Source organism: Synechococcus sp. O70.1, assembly GCF_047462215.1.
In the GTDB taxonomy this organism is placed as follows: Bacteria; Cyanobacteriota; Cyanobacteriia; order Thermostichales; family Thermostichaceae; genus Thermostichus.
The window spans coordinates 21,300-33,699 of sequence record NZ_JANSIT010000019.1; the positions used below are offsets into that span (position 1 = coordinate 21,300).

16 protein-coding genes and 1 tRNA gene are annotated in these 12,400 nt (G+C 59.2%); 14 read left to right on the top strand and 3 right to left on the bottom strand.

Annotated elements, in window-relative coordinates; translation table 11 throughout:
- The first annotated feature begins 51 nt into the window (after nt 1-51).
- The 4 genes from cobJ (at nt 52) to NW833_RS09995 (ending at nt 4,183) form a co-directional block, all read left to right on the top strand.
- Nucleotides 52-1,923, top strand: a complete 1,872-nt coding sequence (cobJ, locus tag NW833_RS09980) for a precorrin-3B C(17)-methyltransferase (RefSeq protein ID WP_414412375.1) — start codon at nt 52-54, stop codon at nt 1,921-1,923.
- A 186-nt stretch (nt 1,924-2,109) separates the two neighbouring features.
- A tRNA-Cys gene (locus NW833_RS09985) sits at nt 2,110-2,181 on the top strand.
- Nucleotides 2,182-2,211: 30 nt separating this feature from the next.
- The gene (locus NW833_RS09990; protein ID WP_414412376.1) at nt 2,212-3,372 is read left to right on the top strand and encodes a pyridoxal-phosphate-dependent aminotransferase family protein; all 1,161 of its coding nucleotides are present in this window, start codon (nt 2,212-2,214) and stop codon (nt 3,370-3,372) included.
- Nucleotides 3,373-3,514: 142 nt separating this feature from the next.
- Nucleotides 3,515-4,183, top strand: a complete 669-nt coding sequence (locus tag NW833_RS09995) for a PHP domain-containing protein (RefSeq protein ID WP_414394963.1) — start codon at nt 3,515-3,517, stop codon at nt 4,181-4,183.
- Nucleotides 4,184-4,193: 10 nt separating this feature from the next.
- Here NW833_RS09995 and NW833_RS10000 read toward each other — a convergent pair whose 3' ends face one another.
- Nucleotides 4,194-5,243 (bottom strand): potassium channel family protein, encoded by a 1,050-nt coding sequence (locus tag NW833_RS10000; RefSeq protein ID WP_414394961.1) that lies wholly within the window; start codon nt 5,241-5,243, stop codon nt 4,194-4,196.
- 45 nt (nt 5,244-5,288) lie between these two features.
- Between NW833_RS10000 and NW833_RS10005 the strand changes: the two genes are divergently transcribed.
- A complete protein-coding gene (locus NW833_RS10005; protein WP_414394959.1) occupies nt 5,289-5,501 on the top strand; it encodes a DUF2997 domain-containing protein in 213 nt (70 codons plus the stop codon).
- Nucleotides 5,502-5,518: 17 nt separating this feature from the next.
- Here NW833_RS10005 and NW833_RS10010 read toward each other — a convergent pair whose 3' ends face one another.
- Together NW833_RS10010 and petE are read right to left on the bottom strand one after the other, a co-directional pair.
- A complete protein-coding gene (locus NW833_RS10010; RefSeq protein ID WP_414394958.1) occupies nt 5,519-5,746 on the bottom strand; it encodes a hypothetical protein in 228 nt (75 codons plus the stop codon).
- A 184-nt stretch (nt 5,747-5,930) separates the two neighbouring features.
- Nucleotides 5,931-6,341, bottom strand: a complete 411-nt coding sequence (petE, locus tag NW833_RS10015) for a plastocyanin (protein WP_414394956.1) — start codon at nt 6,339-6,341, stop codon at nt 5,931-5,933.
- A gap of 374 nt (nt 6,342-6,715) precedes the next feature.
- On the opposite strand from petE, the gene NW833_RS10020 reads away from it, so the two are divergent.
- The 9 genes from NW833_RS10020 to NW833_RS10060 all read left to right on the top strand — a co-directional run.
- A complete protein-coding gene (locus tag NW833_RS10020; protein ID WP_414412377.1) occupies nt 6,716-6,838 on the top strand; it encodes a hypothetical protein in 123 nt (40 codons plus the stop codon).
- 627 nt (nt 6,839-7,465) lie between these two features.
- Nucleotides 7,466-7,864 (top strand): hypothetical protein, encoded by a 399-nt coding sequence (locus NW833_RS10025; RefSeq protein ID WP_414405255.1) that lies wholly within the window; start codon nt 7,466-7,468, stop codon nt 7,862-7,864.
- 62 nt (nt 7,865-7,926) lie between these two features.
- On the top strand, nt 7,927-8,145 hold the full coding sequence (gene ndhO / locus NW833_RS10030) for an NAD(P)H-quinone oxidoreductase subunit O (protein WP_414394954.1): 219 nt from the start codon (nt 7,927-7,929) through the stop codon (nt 8,143-8,145).
- Between the two features lie 31 nt (nt 8,146-8,176).
- Nucleotides 8,177-8,998, top strand: coding sequence for a cell division protein FtsQ/DivIB (locus tag NW833_RS10035; protein ID WP_414412378.1), 822 nt, complete (start codon nt 8,177-8,179; stop codon nt 8,996-8,998).
- Between the two features lie 166 nt (nt 8,999-9,164).
- Nucleotides 9,165-9,923, top strand: a complete 759-nt coding sequence (locus tag NW833_RS10040; RefSeq protein WP_414412379.1) for an energy-coupling factor ABC transporter ATP-binding protein — start codon at nt 9,165-9,167, stop codon at nt 9,921-9,923.
- 526 nt (nt 9,924-10,449) lie between these two features.
- Nucleotides 10,450-10,758 carry a carbon dioxide-concentrating mechanism protein CcmK gene (locus tag NW833_RS10045; RefSeq protein WP_414361187.1) on the top strand — a complete coding sequence of 103 codons (309 nt, stop codon included), beginning with the start codon at nt 10,450-10,452 and terminating at the stop codon, nt 10,756-10,758.
- 40 nt (nt 10,759-10,798) lie between these two features.
- Complete coding sequence (locus tag NW833_RS10050; protein ID WP_414361188.1) at nt 10,799-11,140, top strand: carbon dioxide-concentrating mechanism protein CcmK; 342 nt, start codon at nt 10,799-10,801, stop codon at nt 11,138-11,140.
- Nucleotides 11,141-11,440 carry a EutN/CcmL family microcompartment protein gene (locus tag NW833_RS10055; protein WP_414394949.1) on the top strand — a complete coding sequence of 100 codons (300 nt, stop codon included), beginning with the start codon at nt 11,141-11,143 and terminating at the stop codon, nt 11,438-11,440.
- A 48-nt stretch (nt 11,441-11,488) separates the two neighbouring features.
- Nucleotides 11,489-12,400: ribulose bisphosphate carboxylase small subunit (locus NW833_RS10060; RefSeq protein WP_414412380.1), on the top strand; the 912-nt coding region annotated here is incomplete at its 3' end.

The following is a 12,400-nucleotide window of genomic DNA, read 5'->3' on the forward strand; positions in this document are numbered from 1 at the left end:
CTGTCCGTGGGTGACTCTATAGTCCAGTATAGGACTCTCCCCTCCCAGGTGATGAAGCTTGCCCTGTTTGCCCCTACTCCCCGCGGTCGCCAGTTGGCCCAGCCTTTGCTGTCGCTGCTGCCGGAGGAGTGGATCTGCTGGAGCAAGGCCAACTCCCAAGGAGAGCCCCTGCCTCCGCCCTGGCAAGCTTACGGGGATCCCCTACCCGGATCCCTAGCGGCAGCAGTGGCCCAGAGCTGGCCGCAGGTGCAGGGCTGTATCTTTGTCTTGCCCGTTGGGTCAGTGGTGCGGCTCATTGCTCCCCTCTTGCGGGACAAATACCGGGATCCGGCGGTGGTGGTAGTGGACGAAGCTGGCCGCTGGGCCGTCAGCCTCTGTGGCGGACATGTGGGGGGAGCTGATGCCTTGGCGCGGCGGGTGGCGGCTGCTTTGGGAGCCGAGCCCGTCCTCACCTCCGCCTCGGAGGGGCTGGGGATCCCGCCTGTGGATTTGCTGGGGGATCCCTACGGTTGGCGGCGGGGCGCTGGCGATTGGAACGAGGTGGCTGCTGCTTTGGCGCGAGGAGAGCCAGTGGCCGTTGAGCAAACCTGTGGCACGCAGCTCTGGCGACGGGCCTGGCCGGCAGATCACCCTCTCTTGAGCACTGCTCCTAGCCAGGCGGTGGCCCAGATCCGGATCAGCGAGTATTCAACTTCTTTGGACAAGAACAAGATCCCCACCGTTCACTGGCATCCGCGGGTGCTGTGGGTGGGGGTGGGCTGCGAGCGGGGCACTAGCCGCGCCTGGCTAGAGGGATCCCTGCGGCGCCTGTTGCAGAGCCAGGGGCTGGCTTTCGAGGCCATTGCCGGCTTGGCGACCCTAGAGCTGAAACGGGATGAGGCGGGACTTGTGGAGCTGGCCCAAGCCTACGGCTGGCCCATTCAGTTTTTCTCGGCCGAGGCCCTGGCGGGGATCCCGGTTCCCCACCCTTCGGAGGCGGTGCAACAGGCGGTAGGCACCCCTTCGGTGGCAGAGGCGGCTGCCCTTTTGGCGGCCCAGCGCTGCTCAGGGGATAGCAATCCAGCCCCAGCGAGAGCTACTCTCCTCTGCCCCAAGCAGGTCTTTGCCTCCGAAAGCGAGGGAGCTTGTACCCTAGCCATTGCTCGCGCTGCCCGAGAGTATTCGCCTCGCGCCGGGCACCTGTGGCTGATTGGCACCGGCCCTGGGGATCCCGCCCACTTGACGCTGGCTGCCCGGCTGGCTTTGGCCCAAGCCGACGCGGTAATCGGCTACCAGCTCTACCTGGACTTGGTGGCGCCCCTCCTGCGCCCCGGCCAGATTTGCGAAGCCTTTCCCATCACGCAGGAGGTGCAGCGAGCGCAGCGAGCCATTGCCCTGGCCCAGCAGGGGCTGCAGGTGGCGGTGATCTCTTCGGGAGATGCGGGGATCTACGGCATGGCTGGGCTGGTGCTGGAGTGCCTGGCCCGTGCTGGTTGGGATGGGATCCGCCCCTCTCTGGAGGTGCTGCCAGGGATCTCTGCGCTTCAGGCTGCTGCTGCCCGGCTAGGGGCACCCCTGATGCAGGACTTTTGCGCCATCTCCCTCTCGGATCGGCTCACTCCCTGGCCGGCCATCGAGCAACGCCTGCAGGCGGCTGCCCAGACTGACTTTGTGGTAGCTCTGTATAACCCTCGCTCGCGGCAGCGCTTGGATCCCTTTCTCAAGGCGCTGCAGATCTTTCGCCGAGCCCGCTCTGCCCATACCCCGGTGGCAGTGGCCCGCAACCTCTACCGCCCCGGCGAGACCCTCCACCTCACCACGCTGGGGGAGGTAGATCCCGAGGCGGTGGATATGTTCACCCTGGTCTTGATCGGCAACTCGCAGACCTTTCGCTACGGCAGGTGGCTAATCACCCCCCGCGGCTACCCCTTGGGCAAAACTTAAAACACCCTGAGATGCCGAGGATTCAACTGCAGCTACCGGGGAAGCTCGAGCCGCCTTTTGGTTTGGCAACGTTTTCGGGCACTTGCTGGCGAAAATAAGTATGGCCGAACCGAGAGCTGCTACCATTGACGGCGGCAAGTGGAAGAGGGATCCCCTTTTCGGATTACGATAATCTATGAGCAGTAGGGTGGCGTAGCCAAGTGGTAAGGCAGAGGTCTGCAAAACCTCTATGCGCCAGTTCGAATCTGGCCGCCACCTCTTGAAGCTGACATCCCCAGCGGGACACGCATGAAAGACAAGTTAATGTTGATGATCCCGGGCCCCACTCCCGTTCCCGAGAGTGCGCTGCTGGCCATGGCGCGGGGGCCCATCGAGCACCGCAGCAAAGAGTTCACCGCCATTCTGGAAGAGGTGACGGATGGGCTGCGCTGGCTGCACCAGACTACTTCGGATGTGTTTGTCTTTGCCTCCAGCGGCACCGGGGCGATGGAAGCCGGGATCCTCAACACCCTCAGCCCTGGGGATCGCGTCTTGGTAGGGGTCAACGGCAAGTTTGGCGAGCGCTGGGCCGAGATGTCGGAGCAATTCGGTCTGCAGTGTGAGCGGATAGAAACCCCCTGGGGCGTGCCCTATCCCGTCGAAGTCTTCCAGGAGAAGCTGGCTGCTGACCGGGAGAAGACCATCAAGGCGGTCATCCTCACCCATTCAGAAACCTCTAGCGGCGTGGCCAACGATGTGCAGGCCATTGCGGCTGCCGCCCGCGAGCATGGGGAAGCCTTGGTAATTGTGGATGCCGTCACCAGTTTGGGAGCCATGCCGGTGCCCATGGACGAGTGGGGCTTGGATGTAGTGGCCTCTGGATCCCAAAAGGGCTACATGATCCCGCCAGGGCTGGGGTTTGTAGCTGTTAGCCCGCGGGCCATGGCTGCTGCCGAGCGCTCTCGCTTTCCCAAGTACTACTGGAGCTTTAAGCTTGCCCAAAAAGCCCTGCGTCAAGGCACCACTCCCTTTACGCCGGCAGTGAACCTGTTCTACGCCCTACAGCTTACCCTGCGCCTAATGCGGGCCGAAGGATTGGAGGCCATCTACCGCCGCCATGCCCGCTTGGCCCAGGCCACCCGCGCCGGTGTCAAGGCCCTGGGGCTGAAGCTTTTGGTCAACCCCGAGTCAGCGGCTAGCCCCTCGGTAACAGCCGTGCTGGCTCCGGAAGGGATCAACGCCGACACCCTCCGCAGCACCCTGAAGAAACACTTCGACATTGCCCTTGCTGCTGGCCAAGATCACCTCAAGGGCAAGATCTTCCGCATCGGCCACCTGGGCTTCGTGAGCGAGCGCGATATTCTCACAACCCTGGCTGCTCTGGAATCGACCCTGCACACCCTGGGCTACAGCGACTTCTCTCCTGGAGCAGCTCTCAAAGCGGCCGAAGAAATCTTGGCCAACCCCTAGGGATCCCTGGCCCATGCTGTAGCTCTTGACACCTAGCGACCCTCCCTTGCCCTGGCTAGAATGGGTGAACCTGCTTAACAAAAGATAAAACTCCAGAGTTTACTTCTCTGGAGAGATGCCTGGTTGAGACTCAAGGGCTGTCATGCTGATTAGTTTGCAACGGGATCCCTGTCAAACTGCTTCGGCAGCAGAGTTGCGGCGAGTGCTGCAAGGGATCGGCCCCCTTTCTTGTCCCTGGCAGTACAACTTTCACCTGCACACCCGCTGTTCGGATGGGCAAATGGATCCGGTGGAACTGGCGGAGCAGGCGCGCCGGCATGGCCTCCAGGGCCTGGCCATCACCGATCACCACACCCTGAAGGGTTACCAACAGGCCCGCGCCCACCTGGATCGCCCCGATGATCCCATCCTCTGGTCGGGGATCGAGATTACAGCCAACTTGCTGGGCTGCGAGGTGCATATTCTTGGCTACGGGTTTGATCCTGCCGACCCTGTTTTGGATCCCTACATCCAAGGCGAGCAAGTGCCCGGCCTAGGTGCTGCTGAGGCCATTGGGGCCATTCAAGCAGCAGGAGGGTTGGCGGTGTTGGCCCATCCCTTTCGCTACTGGCTGCCTGCAGAAGTCCTCGTCCCGGCAGCAGCGGCCCTAGGAATCGACGGCCTCGAAGTCTACTACGCCTACAAGAATCCGGAACCTTGGGCTCCCAGCCCAGAAGAGACGGCGATTGGGGAGGAGTTGGCCCAGACCTACGGACTCTTGAAAACCTGTGGCACCGATTCCCACGGTTCCAGCATCCTCAGGCGCATTTAGCCGGCTCCACCTAGGGGCGGGGATAGAGCAACTGGCCCAGGCGGCGCAACTGCTCGGCCGTGCCCATACACAGCAGCAGATCCCCTGGCTGCAGCAAGGTGTCGCTGGTGGGTCCGCCAATAAGCTGGCCATCGGCTCGCCGAATCGCCACCACCAAAGCGCCAGATCGGGCTCGCAAATTGGCTGCCCCCAAGGTTTGGCCAACATAGGGGCATTCTTGAGCCACCAGCTCGTACTCCTCTAGGTAAAAGGTACGATCCCGACCGGACAGGATCCCATCCACAAAGTCCACCACGCGGGGGCGCAAGGCAGCTGCTGCCATCCGCTTTCCGCCCGTAATGAAGGGGGAAATAGCGTGGGTGACACCTGCCCGCTGCAGCTTTTGCAAAGCCTCTTCCGTGTTGGCGCGGGCAACGGTGCGGATGCGAGGGTTCAGGGTGCGGGCCGACAGCACCACATAGAGGTTCTCGGCATCGGTGGAGAGTGCGGCGATCAGCCCCTCGGCCCGCTGCACCCGCGCCGCCAGCAAGGTGTCATCGAGGGTGCTGTCTCCCTGGAGAGCGATGTATCCCAGCTCTTGCGCCACCTGAATAGCTTCGGCAGATTGATCGATCACCAAAAACGGCACCCCCTCTGCCTGCAACTCTTGGGCCACCTGCCGCCCAATACGCCCAAAACCGCAAACGATGTAGTGGTTGTTCAGCGCTTCCATTTGTCTCTTCCACTTCCGCCGCCGGATCCCTTCCTGAAAATGCCCTTGGATGAGGGCCTCCGTAAAGCGATTCACCATAAACCCGATGCTCAAGACCCCCATCAGGATCAAGGCCGCTGTGAACAAGCGTCCCCGATCCCCAAGCGGCCTCACCTCCATAAAGCCTACAGTGGTTAGGGTGATGACGCTCATGTAAAAGGCTTCCACCCACGGCCACTGCTCCACCCAGTGGTACCAGAGAGTGCCGATGAGGACCACGCCCAGCAGCGCCCCCACACCCAATCTCAGATCGCGGCGGATGCCGGGATCTCTTTTGGCAGCTTGCAAGGGTGGACGCACTGAGGCCATGGAGCCAATACAATGGGGAGGAGGAAAAGGGTTGCTGAAAGGCAGATGCCCGAGTACGTCAAGATCGAGTATCGGATCGACAAAAACGGACAGGTAACGGAGACCGTGCTAAACGGCAACGGCTCCAGTTGTACGCTAGCGACTGCGGAGCTGGAAGCAGCTCTTGGAACGGTGCAAAAACGAGAGCTGCTGCCTGAGTTTCATCAGCCGGCAGAAACTGAGATAGAATCACGGGTTTCTTTGCAACAAACCTGCTGAGTCCCACCTCTACCTGCTCATTTTCTCTTCTTGCCCCTCTTGCCGGCGTTGGCAGCCCGCGCCGCTTCAACTGCTCCTTGGAACAGCCAAACGGCTAGGGGAGCGGCCACGATCAAGATGATGCTAGTGGGGCCAACGCCAAAGTCCGGCTTACCAGAAGCCAACTCGAAGATTGAGCCCACAGCGGCAATGGCGCTGACGCAGGAAACCGCTAGGAGCAGGTAGCTTTTGACAGGGGTGGTCATGGGGAACCCGTCTGGAGACTACAGTTAGGGGCTAGGGCCTGTCCAGCCTAAGAGCAAGCCGGCTAGACTTCTCTTCGCAAAAAAGCCCCCTCATCCTTGAGAGGGCTAGCTTTTTTTCTATACTACTACGGGTAGGGCTCCGCCCCAGCAAGCCGAAGTCGGGGTTGCTAGCCTACAGTTCGATTTACCCCTTGACAATGATCTTGCCAACCATTCCGGCTCCCCGATGGGGCGTGCAGTAGTAGGTGTACTCGCCCGGCGGGACATCGACAAAGGCCGTCTCGACCACTTGGCTGGGAGCAGTGAGCAGGGCCTTGTGGGAGAGCTTGGCTGCCAGGGCCGCATCGCCACCGGGTACTTTGTCGAAAACAATGTTGTGGGGATAGACCTTGTTGTTGACCCACCGAACAGTATCCCCTTGCTGGATGGTGAGGACAGGGGGATCGTAAATGAGCTGGGCCTTATCGGAGCCCATTTTGACCGTGTAGGTTTCAGCAGCAGCAGGGTTGGACAAAAACGCCCCTGCAGCCATCCCGAGCACAAGGGTGAGGAGAACAAGCTGTAGACGCTTTGCCAGGTTAAAAACAAACAACATGGATCCCTCTCAAAACGTAACAGCACTTACTCTTCTGCTGCTTGGCCACCGCTTTCCAAGCTGTGAAGCGTGCCTGGTCATGCAGGAGGAGTGACAGCTCTATCTTAACCCAACTTTAGGCATCTTTAAGCATGGAAAGCATCTTTAAAAAGCGTAGAGCTTTTTAAGCATAGGGCCTATACCCTCACAGGCTGTATCATGAGGGCAGCTACAGCAAACAGCTTTGCCAGAATCAGTTAAACTACGCGGTGGGACATCCCGGGTCTGCTCGCTGACGGCTCTTGCGAAAGCTCCCCGTTAAAGCGAGAAGCCCACGCTGCACCTACCTACAGGATCAGCGCTGGGAGTATGTCACGTGTAGGGCGGGGGCGGCCATGCCTCAGATTGCCCCTGCGTTCATGGCCAGCTTCCAAGAGGCTTCTGGCAAAATCTGGACCTGCCCCATTAGCACTGCCCTAAGCTTAGGCAGACTCCTCAGGCTGGAGGTGCGCTACTAGCAGAGGTGAAGGTTCTTCCCAGCGGCTTTGTAGCAGCTCTTTGGCTTGAGAGGGATCCGCCGCCTCCCCTAGATACCCACCACCTATACCTAGACTGGTATTGTAGGTTTTTAGGGCCAGAGGTGGGCAATTTCCCGAAGCCTAACCTCGTTCAGGAAAGCAATGCTAAAGTGCCGCTTGCGCAGCAGGCTATTTGAGGTAAATTGGCGGATTCGTAGGACTTCCTCAACAACGGACTGAATAGTGATAGCTTTTGTCAGATTGAGTTTGTCAGATTGAGTTGGATCGAATGCTGTTTAACTGATTTCGAGAGTCAAGGCCTATCTTCTAGAAGAAAGCCAAAACGGTTTTTTTGGCAGCATACTGACCAGCCGCTGGGATCCCTAGGGCTCTAGAGTGGGCTGGCTGTCCTCAAGGGGCCGTTGGGTTGAAGGCCCTTTCCTGGGAAGGTCCTCCCAGCTTGAGCGCTTGAGTAAGCAATCCTTGCTGTAGGTAGGAGGCGCACTGGCCTAAGTTAGCTTAACATGGTTTCAGAGGTGGGCCAGGCGTTACCTTACGTAACCGCAGCTAACTGACCCAGCCTCCAGAGATTGGCTCCTCTTTCCTTGCACTGCAGGCAAAAAGACAATGGTAGGCATCTTCAGGCGCTTTTTCGGCTCTCGTGGTCGAGCAGCTTCCCAAAGCTTATCAGAAACGGTTTCCCAGCCGGCCAAAAAGAAAGACAACACCTTCTTTCTCGACCCGGATGAGGCCAAGACCCTTGGCAACATCGAATACATGCGCACTCCTAGAACTGTGAAGCACACCTTTAAAGACTTTGGTTCTGGCAGCAAGATAGAGGTGGTGGAGGAGGTGTCTTCCTTGAGCAAGGTTAAGTTGACTGAAGAAAAAAGCAAAGCTCCTGAACCTGTTGCCGAACAGGGCTCCCCCACCTCCAACAGCGGCAGCGGAGTGGCCTCACGCCGCGGAGGAGGATCTGACCTAGATAGGTTCCGCGAGATGGCTCGCAGCTTACGGAAAAAGTAGGCTAGCCGCGAGTGAACTAGCGCCCAGATTCAACCCATCAATCAGCACCGAAGGGAAAGGCAATGGCAATCAAGCGAGGCACCCTGGTAAGAGCCATCCGTGAGAAGCTGCAGGGCAGCTTGGAAGCCCAAGCTAGTGATCCCATGATCCCCAACTACGTCTTTGACACGGCTGGAGAAGTGGTGGAGATTAAGGGAGACTACATCCAGATTAAGTTTGGAGCTGTTCCCACCCCTCCGATCTGGCTGCGGGTTGATCAGGTCGAGGAAATTGCCGGTTAGGTTGCTCCCTGCCGGAAGAAAGAGGGAGGCAGTGGTATCTCTTGCTCCGCCCAGCCGCGAGCAACTTTTGCGACGGCGGCAACTTCTGCGCCAAGAGCGGCGTCGCCGTTTTTGGCAGGGATCCTGGCGCTTGGCCAGTTCCACAGCTCTCCTGCTACTGCTGGTGCAAAGCCTGCAGCGGCCCTACTGGCAAATTCGTCGACCAGAGCAAATTCAGGTCAGCGGTAACCATTGGGTGGATCCCGACTGGATCCGGAGGCAATTGCCTCTGACCTATCCGATAAACATCTGGCAGGTGCAGCCAGCAGCGTTGGAAAAAGCCTTGCTGGGATCCCCGGCTTCCCCTTTCCAGAGCGTCCAGGTGCGGCGGCGGTTGCTGCCAGTGGGAGTTGTTGTCCAGGTGCAGGAACGGCAGCTAATTGCCCGTGCTCGCCGAGGCGACCAAACGGGTTGGGTGGATCGAGAGGGCAACTGGCTGCCCCCGGATCCCTACCGTTTCCTTGAGTCCTTGCCCGAGTTGGAGGTGCTGAGCTGGGAGAGCCACCCACCCGAGCAATGGGCGCCACTGCTCGAAGCCCTGCAACTGTCTGAAGTTCCAATCAGGGCAGTGGATTGGCACGCCGGCGGAGGGATTACCCTACACACTGAGCTGGGCAATGTTTATCTGGGGCCGCTTTCTGACCGCCTGCCCTTGCAAATTCAAATCCTCAACCAAATGCGGGATCTGGGCCGCTACTGCGAGTGTACGCCCGAGGAAATTCTCCAGATTGATCTAAGCAGCCCCAGCGTGCCCACCTTGCAGCTTACCCCCGCCGCCATGCAGAGGCGCCAGAAGGATCTGGAGCAACGCTAGACTATTCCCTTGGCTAAAGCCAACTCCATACCGCAGGTGTGAAGGTAGCTCTGTCCCTGGCCTTGGCTGCCTGCGCTGGGGGGCTAGCTTGCAGACCAGGGTCAGAGTTTGCTGCATAGTAGTGTAGTCGTCTTACGTTGGAGGGCGGCTAGATCCTGGGGCTGCCGTGCCGCGTTTTTTTCTGATGAAGACAAGGCCAGCGGTGGAGGTTAGCCAGTTGTGGGTCGCCTACCCTGGTTGCCCACTGGTTCTGCAAGGGGTGGATCTCAGAGTTGAAGTTGGCCAGCGGGTGGGGGTTATCGGCCCCAATGGTGCCGGCAAAACTACCCTGTTCCTTGCTCTTGCGGGTCTCTTGCCCCTCCGCGCTGGGCAGATTACGTTGTTTGGGGAGCCGCTGCAACCTGGCCAATTTCGGCCTGAGGTGGGGCTAGTGTTTCAGGATCCCGATGACCAACTGTTTGCCGCCTCTGTGGCGGAGGATGTGGCCTTTGGACCGCGCAATCTCGGTTGGCCTGAAGCGGAGATTATCGCCGCCGTACAGTCAGCCCTGCAGAGGACTGGCACCCTGCATCTAGCCAATCGCCCACCCCACCGCCTCTCCAGTGGCGAAAAGCGTCTGATTGCCATCGCTGGGATCCTGGCGATGCAGCCCCAGTTGGTGCTCTACGACGAGCCGACCGCTAACCTGGATCTGCGGGCGCGACGGCAGCTAATCGCCTTTTTCCAGCAAGTAGGTCACACCTTTCTGCTGGCCTCCCACGATCTGGAGCTGATCCTTGAGGTGTGCGATTGGGTGATCCTTTTGGATCAAGGCCGCGTCTGGGCTCAGGGATCCCCCAGGCAGCTGCTAAGCCAAGCCGACCTCTTGGAAGCGCATAGTCTGGAGGTGCCCCCTTCGCTGCGCTGTCAGGGAAAGAGTGGCTAAGCTGGTGACTCTGAAGAGAAGGAGTGTCAAGAACTGTTTGTTAACAGTTAACAACAGTCGTGCTTTCTTAATAAAAGCTATCACTCCAATTAAGAATATTGATTTTTGTTCGGGATGATTGGGGATATCATTCTGCTTAGGTCGGAGATCCTCGCTCTGAGCTATCTCAGCCGAATTCTCTGTATGATTTCAGCAAGGGATAGGTTGAACTCAGAGTTGATAGCTTTGCCTTGCTGCGCGATGGCTCCCTTGAAATCCCGATGACTCCTAGTGGCTCGTCCCAACCTAGTCCGAGGTCTGTTGCTAAGCAGGTCTTTCTTGGGCAAAAAGGGGGGAGGAAGCGTCTAGGTCAGTCAGGGTTGGTTTTCCTGAAGGGATCACCAGGTGAGGCAGAGACAGAAGGATCTTCACTTGAGGTCAACGAAGTAGCCAGATCCTAGCAGCAAGCCAATCGGCAAGACAGTGGCTGCTAGGTTGAACTTCACGGTGCTTAGGAACTAGGCGTTCAAAGGGGTGGAGAGTTGATATGCCTATTGCGGTTGGAATGATTGAAACGCGGGGGTTTCCAGCAGTAGTAGAAGCAGCCGACGCCATGGTGAAGGCGGCGCGTGTCACGCTGGTGGGCTACGAAAAAATTGGCAGCGGGCGCGTCACTGTGATCGTGCGGGGTGACGTCTCCGAGGTGCAGGCCTCGGTAGCTGCCGGTTTGGAATCTGCCAAGCGGGTAAGCGGTGGCGAGGTTCTCTCCCACCACATCATTGCTCGGCCGCATGAAAACCTGGAGTACGTGCTGCCCATTCGCTACACCGAAGCGGTGGAGCAGTTTCGCACCTAGCCCGGAAGCTGGTTAACCCATCTCAGCGTAAGGAGTCCCTATGGCCATCGCAGTTGGAATGATTGAAACGCTGGGCTTCCCAGCGGTAGTGGAAGCGGCCGACGCCATGGTGAAGGCAGCGCGCGTCACCTTGGTGGGCTACGAGAAAATTAGCAGTGGGCGCGTCACCGTGATCGTGCGGGGTGACGTCTCCGAGGTGCAGGCCTCGGTAGCTGCCGGCATCGAAGCCGTGAAGCGGGTCAACGGCGGCCAGCTGCTCTCCTGGCACATCATTGCTCGTCCCCACGAAAACCTGGAGTACGTGTTGCCCATTCGCTACACCGAGGATGTGGCCCAGTTCCGCGAAGGGGTCAATGCCATTCGTCCCTTCACGCGTCCCTAGATGCGTATTGCGATTGTACGGGGTACCGTCACCAGCACCCAGAAGGATCCCAGCCTGACGGGCGTGAAGTTCCTGGTGGTGCAGTATGTCGATCTCGAAGGCCGGCCGCAGCCGGACTATGCTGTGGCTGCTGACCCAGTGGGAGCCGGCGCCGAGGAATGGGTGCTGGTCAGCCAAGGTAGCGCGGCTCGCCAACCGCGGGGAAACGAAACCCGACCTTTGGATGCCGTGGTGATGGCCATTATTGACACCGTTAGCATTGACGGTCGCTCCGTCTACAACAAGCGCGAGCAACGCTAGCTGGGATCCTTCCCTTTCCTCTTTGATTGGGTCTAGAGGCTCACGGTTATGCCTGCTCAAACCTACGCTGCGCCGCCAACGCCCTGGTCACGTCGCTTGGCGGAGCCTACCATTCATCCCTCTGCTTACGTCCACTCCTTTTCCAATCTCATCGGAGATGTGCGCGTCGGCGCTCAGGTGCTCATCGCCCCTGGAACTTCCATCCGCGCCGATGAAGGATCCCCCTTCTACATTGGCGACGGCTCCAATATCCAGGATGGGGTGGTGATCCACGGCCTGGAGCAAGGGCGGGTCATTGGAGAAGATGGCCAGCCCTACTCGGTGTGGATTGGCAAGAACACCTCCATTGCCCACATGGCCTTGATCCACGGGCCAGCCTATATAGGCAACAACTGCTTCATCGGCTTCCGCTCCACCGTGTTCAATGCGCGGGTGGGAGATGGCTGCATCATCATGTTGCACTGCCTCATCCAGGATGTGGAGATCCCGCCGGGCAAATATGTGCGCTCCGGCTCCATCATCACCAACCAAGCTGAGGCTGACCGGCTACCGGATGTCCAAGATAGCGATGCCAAGTTTGCTCAGCACGTTATCGGCATTAACCAAGCCCTGCTGGAGGGCTACCACTGCAGCGAGAACCTCGTCTGTATTGCTCCTATTCGCAACGAGCTGATGCAAGCCCGCGCTTCTGGTTCTTCCTCCTCTCTTGCCAATGGGCACAACGGCAGCGGATCCCTTCTAAGTCCAGAGGTGGTGGAGCAGGTGCGCGCCCTCTTGGCCCAAGGCTACCGGGTGGGCCTGGAATACGCTGATCCCCGCCGCTTCCGCGTCTCCTCTTGGCAGAGCGAAGGCCCAATCCTCGGCACCCACGAGGCCGAGGTGGTGCAATCGCTGGAAGCTCTTCTAGCAGCCCACCGCGGGGAGTATGTGCGCCTGTTGGGGATCGATCCCAAAGCCAAG

Bases quoted from the DNA above. Each gene is read 5' to 3' on its own strand.
- NW833_RS10055 (WP_414394949.1), top strand. From the start codon at position 11,141: ATGCGTATTGCGATTGTACGGGGTACCGTCACCAGCACCCAGAAGGAT.
- ndhO (WP_414394954.1), top strand. From the start codon at position 7,927: ATGGCAATCAAGCGAGGCACCCTGGTAAGAGCCATCCGTGAGAAGCTG.
- cobJ (WP_414412375.1), top strand. From the start codon at position 52: ATGAAGCTTGCCCTGTTTGCCCCTACTCCCCGCGGTCGCCAGTTGGCC.
- NW833_RS10005 (WP_414394959.1), top strand. From the start codon at position 5,289: ATGCCCGAGTACGTCAAGATCGAGTATCGGATCGACAAAAACGGACAG.
- petE (WP_414394956.1), bottom strand. From the start codon at position 6,341: ATGTTGTTTGTTTTTAACCTGGCAAAGCGTCTACAGCTTGTTCTCCTC.
- NW833_RS10000 (WP_414394961.1), bottom strand. From the start codon at position 5,243: ATGGCCTCAGTGCGTCCACCCTTGCAAGCTGCCAAAAGAGATCCCGGC.
- NW833_RS09990 (WP_414412376.1), top strand. From the start codon at position 2,212: ATGAAAGACAAGTTAATGTTGATGATCCCGGGCCCCACTCCCGTTCCC.
- NW833_RS10050 (WP_414361188.1), top strand. From the start codon at position 10,799: ATGGCCATCGCAGTTGGAATGATTGAAACGCTGGGCTTCCCAGCGGTA.
- NW833_RS10045 (WP_414361187.1), top strand. From the start codon at position 10,450: ATGCCTATTGCGGTTGGAATGATTGAAACGCGGGGGTTTCCAGCAGTA.
- NW833_RS10020 (WP_414412377.1), top strand. From the start codon at position 6,716: ATGCCTCAGATTGCCCCTGCGTTCATGGCCAGCTTCCAAGAGGCTTCT.
- NW833_RS10010 (WP_414394958.1), bottom strand. From the start codon at position 5,746: ATGACCACCCCTGTCAAAAGCTACCTGCTCCTAGCGGTTTCCTGCGTC.
- NW833_RS09995 (WP_414394963.1), top strand. From the start codon at position 3,515: ATGCTGATTAGTTTGCAACGGGATCCCTGTCAAACTGCTTCGGCAGCA.
- NW833_RS10025 (WP_414405255.1), top strand. From the start codon at position 7,466: ATGGTAGGCATCTTCAGGCGCTTTTTCGGCTCTCGTGGTCGAGCAGCT.